Here is a 20,723-nt window from a genome sequence, read left to right as displayed (position 1 = left end):
CCGCTATGAACACTCCCGAAGAAAACTTCGCGGCGCTGGGTTTAAACCTGCCGCCCGCACCAAAGCCGCTTGGCGTTTATAAACCTTGTTTAGTTGATGGCAAATATCTTTACCTGTCGGGCCACGGTACTGTGCAGGACGACGGCACGCTGATCATTGGGCGTATCGGTGATACCATTTCACAGGAAGACGGTAAATTGGCAGCCCGCCAGGTTGGTTTAGCCATGCTGGCCACCATTAAAGCCAACATCGGCAGCCTTGATAAGGTAAAAAGGGTGATCAAAGTATTAGGTATGGTCAATTGTACTCCTGATTTTGAGAAACATCCTTTTATCATTAACGGTGCCAGTGAGCTTTTTGCCAAAGTATGGGGCGAAGAAAACGGCATAGGTGTACGCAGTGCCGTAGGTATGGGCTCGTTACCCGATAATATCCCGGTAGAAATAGAGGCCTTGTTTGAATTAGCTTAGTAGTTGTAGGAGTTTTGACCATGATTCTCCTGATTGAAGGATTATCATGATATAGTGAGTTGCTGATAGCCCACTAATCCAAATTCATCGCTTATAACTAATCATATCATTAAAAATCCTGGTTATCCGTCAATCAGGGAAATCAATGTTCAGGCAAAATACTCAAAACTCAACATGAACTGGTACACAATAGATGATATAGAAAAGCTGGATACACCGGCCCTGGTAGTTTACCCGGATAGGGTAAAGGCCAACATCGAGCTGCTTAAAACCATGATTGATGATGTGGCCCGTTTGCGCCCGCATGTAAAAACGTACAAGAATAAAGAAGTTACCCTGTTACTTCTGGAAGCAGGTATCAAAAAATTCAAGTGCGCAACCATTGCCGAAGCCGAACTGTTGGCCATAAGCAAAGCACCCGATGTATTACTGGCCTATCAGCCCGTGGGTCCAAAGCTTTACCGCTTTATTAAGCTTATACACGCGTATCCGGGCATTAAATTCTCTTGTCTGGTTGATAATACCGCGGCAGCTAATGAAATATCTGAGGTTGCCGAAAAATATAAGCTGAAGGTTGATGTTTATCTCGATATTAATGTAGGCATGAACCGCACCGGTATAAAAGCCGGTTTTGAGGCCTTGCAACTGTACATGGATTGCGCTGTATTACCAGGATTGAACCCTGTTGGCCTGCACGCTTATGACGGTCACATCCATGATATCGATCTGGCTACCCGTACCGAACGAAGCAATGCCAGTTTTGAGCCGGTTTTAAAATTGCAGCAGGATATCAAAAAGCGTGATTATCCTGAGCCAATCATCATAGCAGGCGGATCGCCAACATTCCCCATCCATACTAAAAGGGAAGCTGTAGAATGCAGTCCTGGCACTTTTGTTTACTGGGATAAAGGCTATCAGCAGAGTATGGCAGAGCAAGGGTTTTTACCCGCGGCGTTAGTGATCTCCAGGGTAATATCCCTGCCCGGTACTACTAAACTTTGCCTGGATGTTGGGCATAAATCCGTATCGGCAGAGAATGAATTGAGCAAGCGCATCTATTTTTTAAATGCTCCCGAACTGGTGCCTGTTGGTCAGAGCGAAGAGCATTTGGTGGTAGAGGCTGGCGAAGGTCATGCTTACAAGATAGGCGATGTATTGTACGGTATACCACATCATATATGCCCAACAGTAGCTTTATATGAACGTGCTTATACAATTGAAAATAAAGTACTTAATGGTGAGTGGCTCAATGCCGCCCGCGACAGAAAAATAACGATCTGATATGTTTATAATCGATGCCCATCTTGACCTGAGCATGAACGCGCTGGAATGGAACCGCGACCTCACCCGTCCGCTATCCGAAGTTAACCATCGCGAAGAAGGACTCACCGACAAGCCCGACCGTGCCAAGGCGGTGGTAACTTTGCCTGAACTGCGCAAAGGCAATATCGGTTTAGTTGTAGGTACACAAATTGGACGTTATGTAGCGCCGGATAATCCTTTACCGGGCTGGCATTCGCCCGAACAGGCCTGGGCGCAAACCCAGGGACAGGTAGCCTGGTATAAAGCCATGGAAGATGCCGGCGAAATGGTACAGGTAAATGATCTACCATCGCTGGAGAAACACCTGCAACTTTGGAGCGACGGGCAATCGACAGAAAATAAGCCCATCGGTTATATTTTAAGCCTGGAAGGCGCTGACTCCATTGTTACCGTACAACACCTGGAGCGTGCTTATAATTATGGCTTACGTGCTGTAGGGCCTGCGCATTACGGGCCAGGTCGTTACGCGCAAGGTACAGATGCTACGGGCTATATGGGATCGAAAGGCCATGAACTGTTGAAAGAAATGGAGCGCCTCAACATCATCCTGGATGCCACTCATTTGTGTGATGATAGTTTTTGGGAGGCCCTTGATCATTTTAACGGTCATGTTTGGGCCAGTCATAATAATTGCCGTGCGCTGGTGAATCACAACCGCCAATACAGCGACGAAATGATCAAAGCCCTGATAGACCGTGACGCGGTGATCGGCGCAGCGCTGGATGCCTGGATGATGGTACCCAACTGGGTGAGGGGACAGTCGACCCCAAAAGGCATGAACTGTAACCTGGAAGTGATGGTTGATCATATTGACCACATCTGCCAGATAGCTGGTAACGCCTTGCACATTGGTATGGGATCTGATCTGGACGGTGCCTTTGGTCGCGAGCAATGCCCTTATGACCTGGAAACCATCGCCGATCTGCAAAAAGTGCCCGCCCTGCTCAAAAAACGCGGTTACACCGACGCTGATATTGATAACATGATGTACGGTAACTGGCTCCGGTTTTTAAGAAACGCCTGGGGATAGATAAAAAACAAATAAAGAATATGTCATTGCGAGGAGGAACGACGAAGCAATCTCCTCGTTAGTATAATCGATACAAACGCGAGGAGATTGCCACGCTTCGCTCGCAATGACATAGCATATTAGGTGAGGCTTCTTCATCCCCATGTAAAACAAACCATTCAATTATATTAACTTTCCTTAAATAAGCCTACTTTGCAAACACTTGCTTCAAAAAAGCATTATCAGGTAAGGAGTTTCTATCATGAATGCAGAACAATCAAGGTTAAAAGATACCAGCTGGAAAAAATGGGGCCCTTATGTAAGTGATCGCCAATGGGGTACCGTTCGTGAAGATTACAGCGCCAATGGCGATGCCTGGAATTATATCACACATGATATGGCCCGCAGTAAAACCTATCGCTGGGGCGAAGAAGGTATAGCCGGCATCTGCGACAGGCAACAGAACCTTTGCTTTGCCATTGCCTTGTGGAATAAAAAAGATCCGATCATCAAGGAACGCTATTTCGGACTCAGCAACCCCGAAGGCAACCATGGTGAGGATGTAAAAGAGATCTACTATTACCTGGATAGTACCCCCACACACTCGTACATGAAAGCGTTGTACAAATACCCGCAGCAAACTTTTCCATACGAATGGCTGCTGGCTGAAAATAAACGCCGTACCCGTAAAGATCCTGAATTTGAACTGATAGATACCGGGATCTTTGATAACGACGCTTATTTTGATGTATTTACCGAATACGCCAAAAGCGCACAAGACGATATCCTGATCAAAATCACCATCCACAACCGTGGTAATGAAGACGCCGCACTGAATGTAATGCCCACCTTATGGTTCCGCAATACCTGGAGCTGGGGTTATAATGATTATAAACCCTATTTAGCAGCCAACGGAGAGGGCAGGATAGAGGTATCACATAAAGACCTTGATCAGCTTTGGCTGCATACCGAAGGCGCGAATGCCTTGCTGTTTTGCGATAACGAAACCAATTCCAACCGGCTTTATAATTACGATAACGGCATCAAATATCATAAAGACGGTATTAATGACCATATTGTACACGGTGCTGATACCGTCAATCCGCGGAATACCGGCACCAAGGCAGCTGTTAACTATGATGTTACTGTGGCAGCCAAACAAAGCGTTACGATACGGTTGCGCTTGTCGCCTGATGCCAATTACAGTTTTGAAGATTTTGACCACATATTTACTACCCGCATTACCGAGGCTGACCAATTTTATAAAGATATATATAGCAACAAACAGGATATCGATCGTAGCCTGATACAACGGCAGGCTTTTGCCGGTATGATGTGGAACAAGCAATTTTACTATTGCGATATTCGGCACTGGCTCCGCGGCGATCCGGCACAGCCTGCACCGCCCCCGCAACGCAAAGATGCCCGCAACAGCAAATGGATGCACCTGAATACCCGCGATGTGATATCCATGCCCGATAAATGGGAATACCCCTGGTTTGCTGCCTGGGATCTGGCTTTCCATTGCCTGGCACTGGCCCGCATTGATATGGCCTTTGCCAAAAATCAGCTCATATTGCTTACCCGCGACTGGTATATGCACCCCAACGGGCAGTTACCAGCCTATGAGTGGGATTTTGGTGATGGTAATCCACCGGTGCACGCTATGGTGGCCTGGAGTATTTATAAAACCGATAAGGAAGCCAATAACGGCAAGGGCGATACTTATTTCCTGGAGCGGATATTTCATAAGCTGATGCTCAATTTTACCTGGTGGGTAAACCGTAAGGATGCTTCTGGAAACAACGTATTTGAAGGTGGTTTCCTGGGTTTAGACAACATCGGCGTTTTTGACCGGAATATGCACTTGCCATCGGGCCAGCACCTGGAACAGGCCGATGGTACTAGTTGGATGGCGATGTACTCGCTTAACTTGCTGCGTATAGCTACAGAACTGGCTGTAGGGGACAATGCTTATGCCGATATCGCCTCGAAATTCTTTGAGCACTTTATTTACATTGTAGGGGCGATGTCAAACCTGGGCGAAAACAATGAAGGGCTTTGGGATGAAGAAGACGGCTTTTTTTACGATCAGATCAGTTTCCCGGATGATGGTTCCATCAAAATGAAGGTACGTAGTATAGTAGGACTTATCCCACTGTTTGCGACCGAGGTATTGAACGAAAGCGATATTACCGACAGCCCCATATTTCGCGATCGGATGAAATGGTTTGCCGAGAACAGGCCCGACCTGGCCTCGCTGGTTTCGCGCTGGAACGAGAAAAGTGCCAATGGCAAGCACCTCATCAGTTTGCTGCGTGGCTTCAGGATGAAATCCATATTGAAATACATGCTGGATGAAAAAGAATTCCTGAGCGATTTCGGTATCCGTTCGCTTTCCAAATATCATCTGGATAAGCCATTTCATGTGGCCGTAAATGGTGTCGATTTTGGTATAGGCTATACACCGGCCGAAAGCGACAGTGGTTTATTTGGCGGCAACAGCAATTGGCGTGGCCCCATCTGGATCCCGATCAACTACCTGATCATTGATAGCCTGCACCGCTTTTACGAGTATTATGGCGACGATTTTAAAGTGGAATGCCCAACGGGATCTGGTAACTATGTGAACCTGAAAGAGGTGGCCAATGAACTTTACCGCCGGGTATCCAAGCTGTTTTTACGCGATGAGAACGGTAACCGCCCGGTATTTGGCCAGTATCACAAAATGCAAACCGATCCGAACTTTAAAGACTACATCTTTTTTTATGAATATTTTGATGGCGACAATGGTCGCGGTGCGGGTGCATCCCACCAAACCGGCTGGACAGGACTGATCGCTAATTGCCTGTATATTTAAACTTAGCGGCACGCTGGTATCGGTAATCCCGCGGATTTTTCGTATATTTATATGAATAGCTGCCCGGTTCTCTTTTTATAAAGGAACCGGGCAGTTTAGTTAAGGGAAAAACAAGGCCAAAAAACGACCGTTTTTTATATAGTTATTTGTTAATCAGATAATTAATACTTTTTAAAGCTTTCAAAACCCATCAAAATCGTGTTAAAATTTGTTAAAAAGTGTTAAAATGAGGGTTTTTGAAGTGATTTTCAAGTGTTTTTACCCGTTTTTGAGCAGAAATTTGTTAAAATTTAAGGTTTAAAAAGTTTTTTGACCGGGCTAGCGGATCAAAATAGCCCCATTTTTTGCCACAATCAATTTGAAATATCTGATAAAAAAATCATCGTCAATAATTATTGTGTTAAAAAGACACAATAAAGTTTAATTCGATATAAAATTTATTTAGTTTTACTGTACCACTTATTAAAAACTAAAAATTATCAGCATGAATTACAACAGGCGAAAGTTTATCCAAAGCGCTGGGGCATTGGCTCTTGGCACCATGGCACTATCCGGCAAAGCGGGTACGTTGTTCAATAATGTAAAAGGCGAACACGCGGTTGGCTTACAGCTATTTACATTTTTTGGAGTTATTGACGAAGATGTAAAGGGAACCCTTACCAAAATAGCTGGTTTAGGCTATAACGAGCTGGAATCTGCCTTTAGTAAAAAAGGCGGTTACTATGGCATGAGTCCAAAAGAGTTTAAAGCTATGGCTAACGACCTGGGCATGGCGTGGACATCACATCATGTGCTTGGAGCGCCGTTCAAAATGCCTCCAGGGGCTAGAATGCCCGTAGGAGCCGATGGTAAGCCTATGGTGATACCACCCATGAAAAACCTGCGCGACGATATGCAGCAACTGGTTGACGATGCTGCCGAAGGAGGGATCAAATACCTGGTTTGCGCTAATTCACCTACAGGTACGCTGGAGGAGATCAAATCGACTATTGAGGTGCTGAACAAAACAGGTGAGGCCGCTAAAAAAGTGGGTATCCAATTCGCGTATCATAACCACGATATGGAATTTCATCCGGTTGAGGGTAAAGTTCCTTACGATCTGTTACTTAGCGAAACCGATGCCCAAAACGTAAAAATGGAACTTGACCTGGCCTGGGCCGTAAAAGGCGGTAAAAATCCGGTTGAAATGTTTAAACAACATCCCGGCCGTTTCCCTTTGTGGCACGTTAAGGATCTGGATGCCGCACGTGAAGCTATATTGCCTGTAGGCAGTGGAACCATTGATTTTAAACCCATTTTCGCCGCGGCATCATCAGCCGGAATGAAACATTTCTTTGTAGAGCATGATATGCCCAAAGACCCGCTAGCTAGCATAACCAGTAGTATTGGATATTTAAAAAATACATTGAAGGTGTAATTGGTTGACCTTAACAATTCCATAACATGTCATCATTTTGATTTAACAGCGGCTTTAAGTATCTTAAAGCCGCATTAAAACAAAAAATATGGCAGCACCCCCGGCAGAACAGTTAAAGCGAGTATTAAAACCTGTTCACCTGTGGGCAATAGCTGTGGGGCTGGTTATATCCGGTGAGTATTTCGGCTGGAACCTGGGTTGGGCAGTATCGGGAACCATTGGTTTTTTGATAGCTACCCTAGTGGTTACCGTAATGTATATCACCTTTATTTTCAGCTATACGGAGCTTACCACTTCTATTCCGCATGCGGGTGGCGCGTTTGCTTATGCCTACCGGGCCATAGGGCCTATCGGAGGTCTTGTAGCCGGTTACGCTACGCTGATCGATTTTTTACTGGCATCCCCCGCTATAGCTATTTCTTTGGGGAGCTATCTGCACTTTTTATACCCGGCCATACCTATTATGCAGTCGGCTATGATATTCAACGTGGCATTTATTGTACTCAATATATCGGGGGTAAAGGAATCTGCCACATTTTCGGTATTTATTACCATACTGGCCGTAGCCGAACTATTGCTGTATATGGGTATTGTATCGCCTCATTTTAAAATGGATAATTACCTGAGCAATCCAATGCCTTTTGGTTGGGCCGGGGTGTTCGCGGCATTGCCATTCGCGGTTTGGTTTTACCTGGCTATCGAGGGTGTAGCGATGGTTGCCGAAGAGGTTAAGGAGCCTAAAAAAAACATTCCAAGAGGTTATATATCAGCATTGGCTACCTTAGTTGCATTAGCCCTGGGAGTCATGATATTAACGGGAGGGATAACAGATTGGCGCAAATTGAGCAACCTGGATTATCCGCTACCAGAAGCTATAGGAATTGTTTTAGGCAAAGCAAGCGGTCTTACTAAAATATTTGCTAGTATTGGCCTGTTTGGGCTCATTGCTTCGTTGCATGGTACCATATTGGCTTCGTCCAGGCAAGTATTTGCTATGGCACGCAGCGGCTATCTGCCTCGGGGACTTGCAGGAATCAATCATAGGTTTAAAACACCGCACTGGGCGCTTATTGCCGGCGGGGTGGTGAGCTTTATAGCCATTTATAGTGGCACTACAGCACAGATCATCGTCCTATCGGTACTTGGGGCTATTGTGATGTATTTGATGAGCATGCTGAGCCTTTTTATCCTCCGCAAAAAAGAACCGCGCTTGGAAAGGCCATTTGCTTCGCCCTTTTATCCGGTATTCCCAGCTACAGCCCTTATCATATCAACGGTATGCCTGTTCGCTATCATCTGGTTTAATTTGGAGGTGAGCGGTATATTCTTTGCGGGTTTAGCTGTAGTAGTAGCAATTTTTGTATTAATGGGTAAGCATAAAATAGCGTTAACCGACGAAATGATGACCGCGCCTGAGTTTACGGAAGTAAGATAGAAATACTAATGAACAATTGAACTAATGAGCGCTTACAGGCACACCATACGTAATAAGGTTTATAAGTTTTTAGATCTGAAAACTTTGCTGGGCAAGGCGTCGCCGTACCGCTCTGGGGATGAACTGGCTGGTGTGGTTGCTGAAAGTTATGAAGAACGCGTGGCGGCCCAGATAACCCTGGCTGATGTGCCTTTAAAAACTTTCCTGAACGAGGTAGTGATACCTTACGAGCAGGATGAAATAACCAGGTTGATCATTGATAGTCATGACATTACAAGTTTTAGCTTAATAAGTCATTTAACCGTTGGCGAGCTGCGCGACTGGTTGTTGAGTGATGAAACAGATTCAGTAACTTTAACCAGTATAGCGGCTGGCATTACGCCTGAAATGGCGGCTGCGGTATCCAAACTAATGGGTAATCAGGATCTGATAGCTATAGGAAAAAAATGTGAGGTGATCACCCGTTTTCGGAATACTATCGGTTTAAAAGGGTATTTCAGTACCCGATTGCAACCTAATCATCCAACTGATGATCCAAAAGGAGTAGCAGCTAGTATTATTGATGGCTTATTGAATTGCAGCGGAGATGCCTGTATTGGTATCAATCCGGCTACGGATAGCCCTGCAGCGGTAAGTAACCTACTCAACCTAATGGATAATATTCGTTACCAGTTTGATATACCAACTCAAACCTGTGTACTGAGCCATATTACTACCACCTTGCAATTGATTAATCAAGGTGCCCCTGTTGATCTCTGTTTTCAATCCATAGCGGGAACGGAGCAGGCCAACACCAGTTTTGGGGTCAACCTAAGTTTAATTGAGGAAGCATATCAGGCCACCTTATCCTTAAATCGCGGAACCATAGGCGATAATGTGATGTATTTTGAAACCGGGCAGGGCAGCGCACTATCGGCTAATGCCAATTTTGGTGTAGATCAGCAAACCTGCGAGGTGCGGGCGTATGCGGTTGCCCGGAAATTTAAACCATTGCTTGTCAATACCGTAGTGGGTTTTATCGGGCCTGAATATTTATACGACGGCAAGCAAATTATCCGGGCGGCTTTGGAAGATCATTTCTGCGGAAAATTGCTTGGCTTGCCTATGGGAGTAGATGTTTGCTATACCAATCATACCGAAGCCGATCAGGACGATATGGACAATTTGCTCACTTTATTGGGTGTGGCTGGCTGTAATTTTGTGATGGGCATTCCGGGTGCCGATGATATTATGCTCAATTACCAATCAACCTCGTACCATGATGCTTTGTACTTACGCAAAGTACTTGGCTTCAAACCCGCGCCCGAGTTTGAAAAATGGCTCATCAAGCAGGGAATAGTTGATAACAATGGAAATATGCTACCAGTAAACCAATCACACGGGTTACTGGATGCCATGATCAAATAATATGAAAAGGAATATCCCCCAGGAGATACAGCCATTAAAGGCGCTACAGGAGTTTACCCCGGCCCGGATAGCCATTGGGCGGGTGGGTACCAGCATTCCTTTAAAACAAGCACTGGAGTTTAAACTGGCTCATGCTCACGCTCGTGACGCGGTGTATTCTGAATTGGATATCAATAATTTAACAGATTTACTTAAATTATTCAGTTTGCCGGTTTTACATCTGCAAAGCAGGGTAGGTTACCGTGAACAATATCTGCAAAGACCAGATATGGGGCGCAGATTAAATGAGGGATCTATTGAGTTGCTCCAGGAATACCATAACCAAACAGATGTTGCCATTATTATAGCCGACGGATTATCGGCAACTGCCGTCAATAAAAACTCCCTGGGATTGCTACAGGCGCTCATTCCGCAACTAACAGGAGCCGGTTTTAAGCTGGCACCCATAAGCCTGGTTGAACAGGGGCGTGTGGCTATTGGTGATGACATCGGCCACGGACTACATGCAAAACTATCCCTGATACTCATAGGCGAACGGCCAGGACTAAGTTCGGCAGATAGTCTCGGTGTTTATCTTACCTACGGCCCTAAACCAGGCCTTACAGACGAAGCTCGTAATTGCGTATCCAATATCAGACCTGGTGGTTTATCGTACTCCAAAGCAGCCAAGAAGATATTCTATCTCATCAGCGAGGCTTTTAAACGAAAATTATCTGGCGTGGAACTTAAAGATAACGCTGGGTTACTGGAAAGCTGAGAGAACCAAAAGGAGTCCCTGAGGAGACTAAAAAGTGGGTTTACATGGTTTACATAATTTATGGTTAATATTGATTTATGTCACTTAAAATCAAGTTGTTAAATATTTAACTATCATTTAAGTGTAAACCATCTTAGAGCAATGTATTCAATATCATTAACCTGCTGCCGGTAGAGTTGAGCGAAAATTTTACACGCTGTCTGAATATCTCAGGCTTCGGACAGTTATGCTCATCAAGCAGAGTACCTCCTATGTCTGCTCGGGTACCCTTTTAGGAGCGCCCGGGGAGACAGAAAAGCTTATTTCCCTCGCTTTTCAATAGTTCCGTTAAAAGAGATGGGATCGCGATTACTGCTGGTTACCTGGAGTGATGCATAACCATCGGCAGAAATGTCAAGTCTTAAGGTTTGCACATCGCGCCAATCGCTGATATTTTTGTCCTTGCCAGTTGGTTTTATAATAATGCTCCAGCCTCCCTTTTTACCGGCTTTTGAAGTATAAGTAAAGTGGGTATTGGTAAATTTAATGCCACCCTCCGTAGGATTGTAAGGAGCGGTATAAGCCCTGCCAAAATAGGGTAAAAATGCGGCAACAGTATCTTTAGATACTGTCAGGTCATAATCAGAAGTTAATGACCGACCCGGATTCCTCATAGGAACCACGTAATTGGCTTTAAATACATAGTTTTGAGCTTCTACCATATTTTTTATAGCCAGGGCACGGGCGGCTTTTTTGTCCTTGGAAGTGCTTTGAGCATTAGCTGCATTTATACTGATAAAAGCCAGCAAAATTAATGCTGATATATTCTTTAACAATTTCATAATTAAGTATTTGTTAGTTAGACGATAAAGTGGTACTCAGGTTTAATTATTATTAAAGTTAAGCATTATTTAAACAACAAAACCACCCGTTTTGTAGGTGGTTTGGCACAAATTAAATGAGCTGATTGAACTTTTTATCAAAGTAGCTTATTTCTCGTATTGCCAAAATCTGCCTTTCCCTTCGGCTATCCATTCTAGGGACTGATCCATTCTTTTTTGTCTTGTGGCTTCTGTTTTTGCATCGGTTATCCAAACTAAGTAGTCTTTGCGAAAAGAAGAGGATTTGCTTTCAAAAATTTCTTTTGCTAAGGGGTTGGTCGCGAGCTTTTCACTAAAATAATCAGGTACTTCAATTACTTTTGGTTTTTCAGATACAGGCTTTGCTTTTTTTACTCCATTTTCATTTAGAACCATAGCTTCTTTGATATAAGCTACCAATGTTTCCTTTGCTGGCAGGTCAGATAAAGACTTTATTTTATCCATATATCCCATCTTTTGTCCTGCTTTTACGCTCTCTATTATCTTTGTATCGCTCATTAGTTCCGCTTTATAAAGGCTGAATGAGCAATGGTTTTTATAACCAGCAAGGATGCACATCATATCACCTTTGTAATCAAAATGCGGATTGCCCCATTTAATGATTTCTTCAACTTCCGGGCATGTTTCATGAATTATTTGGCGTAAATACTCCATGATCGGCTTTGCAAAATCTGCAGATTTTTCGATATACTCATCAAATTGGGGATTAAATTTTGACATTTTAAGCGTGTTTTATAGTCTGATTGTGTAACTGTTTACAACAAATCTAAAATAATTAAAATAAAAAGCCACCCGTTTTATACGAGTGGCTTAGTTTTAATATAATAGTTTTTTATTTCAAATTATTGAAATACAGGTAGTTATATCAAATTAACGCTACGGTTAACGAACTCTGTAAGCTCGGCACCGGTCAATAAACCTTGAGAAAGCAGGGCCAAATCAAATGCCTGTTTTGATAATTGAGCCTGGGTATCTTCGTTTTCTTCTTGTAATATACGGTTGATTAGTTTATGATTTCCATTCACAATTACCTTGTAATTATCGGGCATATTGCCATAAAAACTCATACCGCCGCCCATTGCTGCCATATCTTTCATGCGGCGCATAAATTCGTCCATAGTAACAGTTACAGGCAGTTCGTCCGGGTTAAGACTTTCTATCTGAACGTTATACGCTGGCTTGTTAATGGCTTTGTTAAAGATGTCTTTCACCTTGGTCGACTGTTCTTCAGTCAAAACAGTTTCCGGAGCATCATCTTTTTTGATCAGCTTATCGGCCACATCAGCGTCAACACGTTTCAGTGATGTTTTTTCCAGTTTTTGTTCCAGCTGACTAATAAAGTGATTGTCAATAGGAGAGTTCATAACCAGCACATCGTAACCCTTTTTACCGGCTGATTGGATAAATGCATCCTGCTTTGCCGGATCATTGGTGTAAATATAAACCAGCTGACCGTCCTTGTCGGTTTGTACGGCTTCTACCTTGTCTTTATATTCGGGCAGGGTGAAATTTTCGTTTTTAGTATTGGTAACCAAAACAAAATCTTTAGCCTTGTCATAAAACTTGTCTTCGCTTACCATACCGTATTTTACAAACAAACCTATATCTGTCCATTTTTCTTCGTATGCTTTACGGTCAGTTTTAAATAGCTCTGACAATTTATCAGCTACTTTCTTGGTGATGTAGCTATTTATCTTTTTAACGTTGCTATCAGCTTGTAAAAAGCTACGGGATACGTTAAGCGGAATGTCTGGTGAGTCAATAACACCATGTAACAGCATCAGGAACTCAGGTACAATGTCTTTTACCTCGTCGGTGATAAATACCTGGCGACTGAATAGTTTGATCTTGTTTTTTTGAACCTCAAAATCGTTTTTCAGCTTAGGGAAGTATAATACACCGGTCAGATTGAAAGGATAATCTACATTCAGATGGATCCAGAATAGGGGGTCTTCGCTGAAAGGATAAAGCGTTTTGTAAAAGTTAAGATAATCCTCATCTTTTAATTCTGATGGCGCTTTTGTCCAGATAGGGTTGGTATCGTTGATGATGTTATCGTGTTGAACATCAATGTATTTGGGTTTTCCTTCTTCATCAACACCATCTTCTTCACTGTCGGTTTTGGTGCCAAATTTAATAGGTACAGGTAAAAATTTACAGTATTTGTCTAGTATCTCCTGAAGTTTGTGCTCATTCAAAAACTCTTCCGATTCGCTGTTGATATACAGGGTGATCTCGGTACCGCGTTCTTCCAGTACACCTTCGCCAATTTCAAACTCGGTACTGCCATCGCAAACCCAGTAAGCTGGTTCGGCGCCATCCTGGTATGAAAGTGTCTGAATTTCAACCTTATCAGCCACCATGAAAGCGGAGTAGAAACCTAAACCAAAACGACCGATGATTTCATTAGCGTCTTTGGCTTCTTTGAATTTTTCCATAAACTCAGTAGCGCCCGAAAACGCGATCTGGTTGATGTATTTTTTGATCTCTTCGGCGGTCATACCCAGACCGTTATCAGATATGGTGATGGTTTTTTTGTCCGCGTCAAAAGCTATTTCAACACGCAGATCACCCAATTCACCATTGTATTGACCCAGGGAGGCCAGGCGTTTGATCTTTTGGGTAGCATCTACCGCGTTTGATACCAGCTCGCGCAGAAATATCTCATTATCAGAGTAAAGGAATTTTTTAATGATCGGAAAAATGTTCTCGGTGTGAATCGAAATACTGCCTTTTTCTTGCATAATATTTTTATATGATTGATTTAATATGATTTTCGATCTGTAGCCATCAATGCCTGTTCCAAAGGGTGTGATGTTGTCAAATTGGCAGTAAAGATTTTTGAGGTCAGCCTGCCGGCAAATGTTAAATTTTGGATAAGGGACTTTTTAAAGCTTAAATTTTAACACTTTTCTGGCTAAAATTGATCGTTTTTCATTCAAAAAGGCTTCAAAACTTGCTCAAAACCATCGATTTTAACACTTTTTAACAAATTTTAACACGATTTTTTTACTTTAAAAAGTATTAAATATTTGATAATCAATTACCTATGTGTAAAATGATCTATTTTGAGGCTCTTTGTCCCTTAACCAAACAGCCCGGCTCTCTAAGTAAAAGAGAGCCGGGCTGCTAATGATATAAAGATACGAAAATTCCGGGGGATCATCAAGTGCCTTTAAACGCTTATGCAGGAATGGCTTTTAAAAATATTTCCAATAGCTTATTTAGATCTTTAAGCGTTTCCTGATGAATGATCTGGCCATCTGCGTTTATTTTGGAGCGGATAAAGGAAATAAGCAGCGTAGCGCCATCAATAACATGGCTATTTAATGCACCCAGCGTAAGCAGGAGCGAGGAATGGGCATGTTCGCCGCCTAAGGAGGCGGTGATAAGCGCTACCGGTTTTTCGACCAGGGAACTGCTGGATACCAACCAGTCCAGCATGTTTTTAAGCTGCCCGGGTACACCAAAAGCATATTCGGGTGTGCAAATGATCACGCCATCCACATTCGCCAATAACTCACGCAGATGTTTCACAGACTCCGGCGGAGTATCATTATCCATGCCCGGATCAAAAGGCGGTATCAGGGCCAGTTCGTCGTATATGGTGTAATTAATATCCGCAGGAATTTGGGTAGCCAGGTATTTTAAGATGTGATGGTTTGATGAGCCGGAGCGCAGACTGCCCGGAATGGCGAAGAGATTATGTTTGATCACTTTTTAATTTATTGTAGAGACGCATATTTGCGTCTCAGGGTATACAGAAAAAATAGCCCAAACCATAAGCCCCGGCGAATACCCTTAAATTAGGAGACGCAAATATGCGTCTCTACAAAGGATAAAGACCGTTACGGTATAAACTGCAAAATAAACGAGGATCCCTTGCCCTCAGTTGATTGAACCTGTATATTACCTTTATGCAGCAGCATGATCTGTTTGCACAGGCTGAGTCCAATACCGCTGCCCGTTTTACGGGTACTGAAGAAGGGGATAAAGATCTTATCGAGCAGTTCAGGTGGCATACCTAAACCATTATCGGTCACCTTTACCAGGGTTTTACTGTTATTCTGTAACTCTCCTGAAAGTATTAAGCGGGGCTCATCGCGGTCTTTTACCGCTTCAATGGCGTTTACCAACAGGTTAATCATCACTTGCTCAATCAGGTTAATATCGGCCTGTATGGCCAGGGTAGGGTCGCGCAGGATAATTTCAAGCTCGATGTTCTTTTTCTCGAGTGTGGGGCGCATCAGGCTGGCCAGGTTCTCAAACAGGTCGCGCACCAGGATCTTATTCAGATCGAGCTTGGTGATCTTGTTGAGGCTACGGTAGCTTTCGGTAAATTTGAGTAAACCTTCGCTGCGCCTTTTGATGGTATCGATACCCAGCTCCAGGTCTTCCAGTTCGCTGCTTTGAATAGCCCCGGTTATTTCGGGACTTTGCAGCCGGTTCTTCAACGTATCGGCCAATGAGGATATAGGCGCCACCGAGTTCATGATCTCATGGGTCATTACGTTAAGTAATTTCGACCATGCCTTTGATTCGGTTTCATCCAGGGCTTCACTAACGTTCTGAAAGGCTATCAGCTTGTACAAGATATCATCGCTGCGCATAACACTGGCCGTGATGAGCATTTTTACCAGTTGCTGGTTGCGCGTGATGGTGATGATCTTACTGTCGCCGGGTTTTACGATGGTTAATTCATGGTACAAGGCCGGATCGCGTTTTTCAAGCGAATGAACGGTTTTGAGATAGGGTATACCGATGAGGTTTTTAAAAGCCTCGTTGATCCAGCTGATGTTGCCGGTTTCTTCCTCAAACGACAGGATGCCGGTATCCACCAGTTCCAATATCTTTTGCAAGTAGTGATATTGTGTTTCGCGTTCACGGCTGATGAGCTTAAAGGTGGTATTGATATCATTAAAACCTTTACGTAATGGCTTTAGCTCATTGGGTGCACGACGAACGTCAAAATGTCTCGAAAAATCACGGTAATGTATCGATTCCACAAACTGGTTTACCTCGTCCTGTGCTTTTTTCTGAAAACGGATCATCTCGATAACCGCGTATACGATGAGCGGGATAAAAATAACGAGGTATAGCGGTTTGCCGCTAACAATAACAAAAGCTGCAGCAACCAGGGCCAGAAACATCAGGAAAACACGCAGCAACAGCCGCCATTCATATCGGTTAAATATCATATTTGCTTAGTCTGCGGTATAGGGCTGTGCGGGTTAATCCCAATTCTTTAGCAGCCCGTGTTATATTACCATTGTGTTTTTCAATAACCCGTAGTATAGCGTTCTTTTCCAAAGTGCTTAATTGGATGTTGTCATCATCGGCAATGGTTTCGGGCGCGGTTTCCAGGATCGAAAATATCAGGTCATCCGGGCGCAGTATGTTTTCATCGGCCATGATCACCGCTCTTTCAATAGTATATTGCAGTTCGCGTACGTTACCGGGGTAATTGTATGATTTTAATTTTTGTAAAGCCGCGGCATCAAAATCCATTGCTGGTTTAAGGTACTTGCTGGCATACAATTTGGCAAAGTGCCTGGCCAGTATGGAAATATCTTCATTGCGGCGGCGCAAGGGGGGCATATTGATCTCGACGGTATTGATCCGGTATATTAAATCCTTACGGAAACGGTTTTCATTGGCCAGTTCATGCATAGGCACGTTGGTAGCGCAAATCAACCTGATATCGATATCAACGGCTTTGTTGGTACCCAAACGGGTTACCTGCCGGTTTTGCAGTATGGCTAATAATTTGGCCTGTTGCTGCAGGGTAATATTACCAATTTCATCCAGGAACAGGGTACCGCCCTGTGCATCTTCAAACCTGCCGGTACGATCTTCGCGGGCATCGGTAAAGGCACCTTTTTTGTGACCAAAAAGCTCACTCTCAAATAAAGTATCGGTAAGGGCGCCTACATCCACTTTAATAAATGGTTTATCTGCACGTAGTGAACGTTCATGTATAGCTTTGGCCATCAAATCCTTACCGGTGCCGTTTTCGCCCAGGAGCAGGATATTAGCATCGGTAGGGGCAATTTTATTCACCTTGTAAAAAATATCCTGCATCACTTCCGATTCACCCAGGATAGAGGTATCGCCAGCCGTGCTTTTAACAGCCGTTTTGGTAGTTTTTACACCTTCCTTTTTATCCAACAGCTCTTTTATGGTGGCTATCAGTTTTTCGTTATGCCATGGCTTTACAATAAAGTCATTAGCGCCTTCTTTTAAAGAACGTACCGCCAGATCAATATCGCCATAAGCGGTTATCATGATCACGCATACGTTGGGCTTCCAGTCCTTAACCTTACGCAACCAGTATAAACCCTCGTTGCCGGTATTAATAGCGCTATTAAAATTCATATCCAGCAAAACCAGGTCAACCTCGTTGCGCTGCAATAACCAATTCAAATTCTCCGGGTTTTTCTCGGTGATCACTTCCTGCGCTTCTGTTTTCAGTAAAAGCTTAACGGCGGTCAGCACATCCGGGTCATCGTCAACAATTAAAATAGTAGCTTTTTTTAATATCATATTTTTATATAGTTCATAGTTGATAGTTCATGGATCATAGTTAGTAATTGGTAGTTGATAGTTTATAATTAATGCCTTTATAAATATTTAGCCCCGCCTAAATCCTACCCAAAAGCGAGGTTGGGTGAAGGCAAATAGCATTTTATTTCTATGAACCATCAACTATGATCTATGAACCTTAGAAACTTTGTGCAAATTAGTAATTGAATGCTTAAATTTCATACCAGTTATAATAATACAAGTATTAAACTGTAAATCAATAATGAAGGGATACCACAAAATTGTACCACTGTATCATAACCGGACACTTGCTGTAACAGAAGCGTACGCTTCAATTGCTTATTTTTAGTTTAATGTATTGAAATACAGTAATTTAATTTGTGGCATATCTTTTTGTTATGACTATTCAAAATATAATAAACTACAGTGGACAGAAAAATTGAAAAAAAGACCTGGAACAGTAAACGGATACTAACAATTGCGGGCATAACAGGCATTATTTTATTAGTTGGCGGCAGTATTTATTTTACATCGGGTAAAAGTAAACTGGATGTTGATACCGAACGTATAACCATCAGCACTATCACCAAAGGCCCTTTCCAGGAATTTATCCCGGTTAATGGCGTAGTAATGCCCCTGACCACTATTTATCTTGATGCGACAGAAGGCGGTGTTGTTGAAGAAAAATTTGTTGAGGATGGCGCTACGCTCAAAAAAGGCGACCCGATTTTAAAACTGTCCAATACTGATCTGGAGCTAAACCTGGCCAACCAGGAAACAGCTGTATACGCAGAGCAAACCCAAATGCAGATATCGCACAACAACGCGCAGCAAAATACCATCACCAAGTTAAATACCATGGCCGATGTAGAGAACGCTTATAAAGAGGCCGAAAGGGTGTATAAGCTGGACAAACATCTTTATGATCAAAAAGCCATTGGTTTACAACAATATCAATCTGATAAAAATATGTACGACTATCAGGTTAACCGTTATAAATTAGCCAGACAAATATTAGTACAGGATACGGCGCTGGTTAAGCAACAGGCTTCGCAATCACAGGAACAATATGCGCACATGAAAACCACATTGGAGCTGATGCGTAAAAAAGTAGCCAGTTTGGTTTTGAGAGCGAATGTTGATGGCCAGTTAACCTCAATGGATGCAGAAGTTGGACAAAATAAGAAACAAGGTGAGCACCTCGGGCAGATAGATGTTCAGTCGGGATTTAAGGCAAGGGTTGATATTGACGAACATTATCTGTCACGTATCTACACCGGTTTAAAAGGCGACTTTCAGTTTGCTGATAAAACTTATAATCTGGTGATCAAAAAAGTTTTTACGCAGGTAACTGCCGGCAGGTTTCAGGTTGATATGCAGTTTGTAGGTGCGGTGCCAAAAGGTATCAGAAAAGGACAAACGCTGCAGGTAAGACTGGCGTTGAGCGAAGAGAGAACGGCGATATTGGTTCCTAAAGGTGGTTTTTTCCAGCAAACAGGTGGTAACTGGATATTTAAAGTAAGCGAGGATGGTAAACGTGCTTATAAAGTTGATATACAACTTGGACTGACGAGCCCTGATTATTATGTAGTGAATCAAGGTTTGAACCCGGGCGATAAGGTAATTACCTCAAGCTATGAAACTTATGGTGATATTCAGGAACTGATATTGAAAAAATAAATTGATAAAACTGCAACGAAAAGCAGCTATAAAACATCATATATAAAACTAATTAACTTAACGAAACATAAAAAATATTCTACCCGCCACATGGCGGGGATGATCCAGGAGGCACAAATGATAAAAATTACTAATCTCGAAAAATTCTACCGTACCGAAGAGGTAGAGACCATAGCTTTAAATAAGCTATCGATTGAAATTGCTACCGGCGAATTTGTGGCCATCATGGGCCCATCTGGTTGTGGCAAATCAACATTACTTAACATATTAGGGATGCTGGATGATCCGGACGCAGGTAGCTATGTTTTTAATGATATTGAGGTAGCTCATTTTACCGAGCGGAAACGTGCCGATCTGCGTAAACATAACATTGGCTTCGTATTCCAGAGCTTTAACCTGATTGATGAGCTTACCGTATTTGAAAACGTGGAATTACCTTTGATATACACCGGCGTAGCATCAGCCGAAAGGGTAAAAAGGGTAGAAGAGGTATTGGATAAAATGCAGATCATGCACCGTCGTAACCACTATCCGCAACAGTTATCAGGTGGTCAGCAACAGCGTGTGGCCATTGCCCGTGCGGTAGTTAACAAACCCAAACTGATACTGGCGGATGAGCCCACTGGTAACCTGGACAGCAGCAACGGTAACGATGTTATGGAACTGCTAACCGACCTGAACGAACAAGGCACCACCATTATCATGGTTACGCACTCTGAACACGATGCCCGTTATAGTCATCGTATCATCCGCTTGTTGGATGGTCAGAGCGTAATGGAGAATATTATGGTTTAAGCCAAAAGCCTCTTCCCAAAAGAAAATAGTTTATAATAAGTTAGTAAGTGCCTCGCTATCCTCTCCTTATCAGGAGGGGTTAGCTTGAGTTTTTTACTTTTTGCTACTGGGGGGATAGTTCAATATCCTTTAAGTTTAAAGAAACGTGGGATAAACAGCCGGTTTTA

The 20,723-nt window shown here is 43.1% G+C and carries 16 protein-coding genes; 10 read left to right on the top strand and 6 right to left on the bottom strand.

Features of this window, described 5'->3' with window-relative positions; translation table 11 throughout:
• The first annotated feature begins 5 nt into the window (after nt 1-5).
• From BLR84_RS10895 to eutC, 8 genes are all read left to right on the top strand, one after another.
• Nucleotides 6-470 (top strand): RidA family protein, encoded by a 465-nt coding sequence (locus BLR84_RS10895; protein WP_090467859.1) that lies wholly within the window; start codon nt 6-8, stop codon nt 468-470.
• Nucleotides 471-644: 174 nt separating this feature from the next.
• On the top strand, nt 645-1,751 hold the full coding sequence (locus BLR84_RS10890) for a D-TA family PLP-dependent enzyme (RefSeq protein ID WP_090467857.1): 1,107 nt from the start codon (nt 645-647) through the stop codon (nt 1,749-1,751).
• A 1-nt stretch (nt 1,752) separates the two neighbouring features.
• The gene (locus BLR84_RS10885) at nt 1,753-2,823 is read left to right on the top strand and encodes a dipeptidase (RefSeq protein WP_090467855.1); all 1,071 of its coding nucleotides are present in this window, start codon (nt 1,753-1,755) and stop codon (nt 2,821-2,823) included.
• A gap of 241 nt (nt 2,824-3,064) precedes the next feature.
• Nucleotides 3,065-5,662, top strand: coding sequence for an MGH1-like glycoside hydrolase domain-containing protein (locus BLR84_RS10880; RefSeq protein ID WP_090467853.1), 2,598 nt, complete (start codon nt 3,065-3,067; stop codon nt 5,660-5,662).
• Between the two features lie 484 nt (nt 5,663-6,146).
• On the top strand, nt 6,147-7,079 hold the full coding sequence (locus BLR84_RS10875) for a sugar phosphate isomerase/epimerase family protein (protein WP_090467851.1): 933 nt from the start codon (nt 6,147-6,149) through the stop codon (nt 7,077-7,079).
• A gap of 88 nt (nt 7,080-7,167) precedes the next feature.
• The gene (gene eat / locus BLR84_RS10870; RefSeq protein WP_090467849.1) at nt 7,168-8,514 is read left to right on the top strand and encodes an ethanolamine permease; all 1,347 of its coding nucleotides are present in this window, start codon (nt 7,168-7,170) and stop codon (nt 8,512-8,514) included.
• Nucleotides 8,515-8,538: 24 nt separating this feature from the next.
• A complete protein-coding gene (locus BLR84_RS10865; RefSeq protein WP_090467848.1) occupies nt 8,539-9,921 on the top strand; it encodes an ethanolamine ammonia-lyase subunit EutB in 1,383 nt (460 codons plus the stop codon).
• Nucleotide 9,922: 1 nt separating this feature from the next.
• Entirely contained in the window at nt 9,923-10,678 is a 756-nt protein-coding gene (eutC, locus tag BLR84_RS10860) for an ethanolamine ammonia-lyase subunit EutC (RefSeq protein WP_090467846.1), read from the top strand.
• Between the two features lie 299 nt (nt 10,679-10,977).
• Here the strand turns inward: eutC and BLR84_RS10855 are convergent, their stop codons facing one another.
• From BLR84_RS10855 to BLR84_RS10830, 6 genes are all read right to left on the bottom strand, one after another.
• Nucleotides 10,978-11,499, bottom strand: coding sequence for a DUF4251 domain-containing protein (locus tag BLR84_RS10855; protein ID WP_090467844.1), 522 nt, complete (start codon nt 11,497-11,499; stop codon nt 10,978-10,980).
• A gap of 147 nt (nt 11,500-11,646) precedes the next feature.
• Nucleotides 11,647-12,258 carry a YdeI/OmpD-associated family protein gene (locus BLR84_RS10850; RefSeq protein WP_090467842.1) on the bottom strand — a complete coding sequence of 204 codons (612 nt, stop codon included), beginning with the start codon at nt 12,256-12,258 and terminating at the stop codon, nt 11,647-11,649.
• 140 nt (nt 12,259-12,398) lie between these two features.
• Nucleotides 12,399-14,282 carry a molecular chaperone HtpG gene (gene htpG / locus BLR84_RS10845; RefSeq protein WP_090467841.1) on the bottom strand — a complete coding sequence of 628 codons (1,884 nt, stop codon included), beginning with the start codon at nt 14,280-14,282 and terminating at the stop codon, nt 12,399-12,401.
• Nucleotides 14,283-14,721: 439 nt separating this feature from the next.
• Complete coding sequence (locus BLR84_RS10840; protein ID WP_090467839.1) at nt 14,722-15,255, bottom strand: NADPH-dependent FMN reductase; 534 nt, start codon at nt 15,253-15,255, stop codon at nt 14,722-14,724.
• A 131-nt stretch (nt 15,256-15,386) separates the two neighbouring features.
• Nucleotides 15,387-16,736: a sensor histidine kinase gene (locus BLR84_RS10835; RefSeq protein WP_090467837.1), complete on the bottom strand. Its 1,350-nt coding sequence runs from the start codon at nt 16,734-16,736 to the stop codon at nt 15,387-15,389.
• The gene (locus tag BLR84_RS10830) at nt 16,726-18,081 is read right to left on the bottom strand and encodes a sigma-54-dependent transcriptional regulator (RefSeq protein WP_090467835.1); all 1,356 of its coding nucleotides are present in this window, start codon (nt 18,079-18,081) and stop codon (nt 16,726-16,728) included. The genes BLR84_RS10835 and BLR84_RS10830 overlap by 11 nt, the downstream gene beginning before the upstream one ends.
• Before the next feature lie 426 nt (nt 18,082-18,507).
• Between BLR84_RS10830 and BLR84_RS10825 the strand changes: the two genes are divergently transcribed.
• Complete coding sequence (locus BLR84_RS10825; RefSeq protein ID WP_090467833.1) at nt 18,508-19,761, top strand: efflux RND transporter periplasmic adaptor subunit; 1,254 nt, start codon at nt 18,508-18,510, stop codon at nt 19,759-19,761.
• 117 nt (nt 19,762-19,878) lie between these two features.
• Entirely contained in the window at nt 19,879-20,556 is a 678-nt protein-coding gene (locus tag BLR84_RS10820) for an ABC transporter ATP-binding protein (RefSeq protein ID WP_076373372.1), read from the top strand.
• Nucleotides 20,557-20,723: the final 167 nt, after the last annotated feature.

The organism is Mucilaginibacter sp. OK268 (assembly GCF_900103125.1).
In the GTDB taxonomy this organism is placed as follows: domain Bacteria; phylum Bacteroidota; class Bacteroidia; order Sphingobacteriales; family Sphingobacteriaceae; genus Mucilaginibacter.
The sequence above is the reverse complement of the archived record's forward strand: the minus strand, read 5'-3'. Positions and strand labels throughout refer to the sequence as shown.

What these genes read in the sequence shown, in the direction of transcription:
- BLR84_RS10855 (WP_090467844.1), bottom strand. Translation starts at nt 11,499, where the DNA reads ATGAAATTGTTAAAGAATATATCAGCATTAATTTTGCTGGCTTTTATC.
- BLR84_RS10835 (WP_090467837.1), bottom strand. Translation starts at nt 16,736, where the DNA reads ATGATATTTAACCGATATGAATGGCGGCTGTTGCTGCGTGTTTTCCTG.
- htpG (WP_090467841.1), bottom strand. Translation starts at nt 14,282, where the DNA reads ATGCAAGAAAAAGGCAGTATTTCGATTCACACCGAGAACATTTTTCCG.
- BLR84_RS10890 (WP_090467857.1), top strand. Translation starts at nt 645, where the DNA reads ATGAACTGGTACACAATAGATGATATAGAAAAGCTGGATACACCGGCC.
- BLR84_RS10820 (WP_076373372.1), top strand. Translation starts at nt 19,879, where the DNA reads ATGATAAAAATTACTAATCTCGAAAAATTCTACCGTACCGAAGAGGTA.
- BLR84_RS10850 (WP_090467842.1), bottom strand. Translation starts at nt 12,258, where the DNA reads ATGTCAAAATTTAATCCCCAATTTGATGAGTATATCGAAAAATCTGCA.
- BLR84_RS10875 (WP_090467851.1), top strand. Translation starts at nt 6,147, where the DNA reads ATGAATTACAACAGGCGAAAGTTTATCCAAAGCGCTGGGGCATTGGCT.
- eat (WP_090467849.1), top strand. Translation starts at nt 7,168, where the DNA reads ATGGCAGCACCCCCGGCAGAACAGTTAAAGCGAGTATTAAAACCTGTT.
- BLR84_RS10885 (WP_090467855.1), top strand. Translation starts at nt 1,753, where the DNA reads ATGTTTATAATCGATGCCCATCTTGACCTGAGCATGAACGCGCTGGAA.
- BLR84_RS10830 (WP_090467835.1), bottom strand. Translation starts at nt 18,081, where the DNA reads ATGATATTAAAAAAAGCTACTATTTTAATTGTTGACGATGACCCGGAT.
- BLR84_RS10880 (WP_090467853.1), top strand. Translation starts at nt 3,065, where the DNA reads ATGAATGCAGAACAATCAAGGTTAAAAGATACCAGCTGGAAAAAATGG.
- eutC (WP_090467846.1), top strand. Translation starts at nt 9,923, where the DNA reads ATGAAAAGGAATATCCCCCAGGAGATACAGCCATTAAAGGCGCTACAG.
- BLR84_RS10895 (WP_090467859.1), top strand. Translation starts at nt 6, where the DNA reads ATGAACACTCCCGAAGAAAACTTCGCGGCGCTGGGTTTAAACCTGCCG.
- BLR84_RS10865 (WP_090467848.1), top strand. Translation starts at nt 8,539, where the DNA reads ATGAGCGCTTACAGGCACACCATACGTAATAAGGTTTATAAGTTTTTA.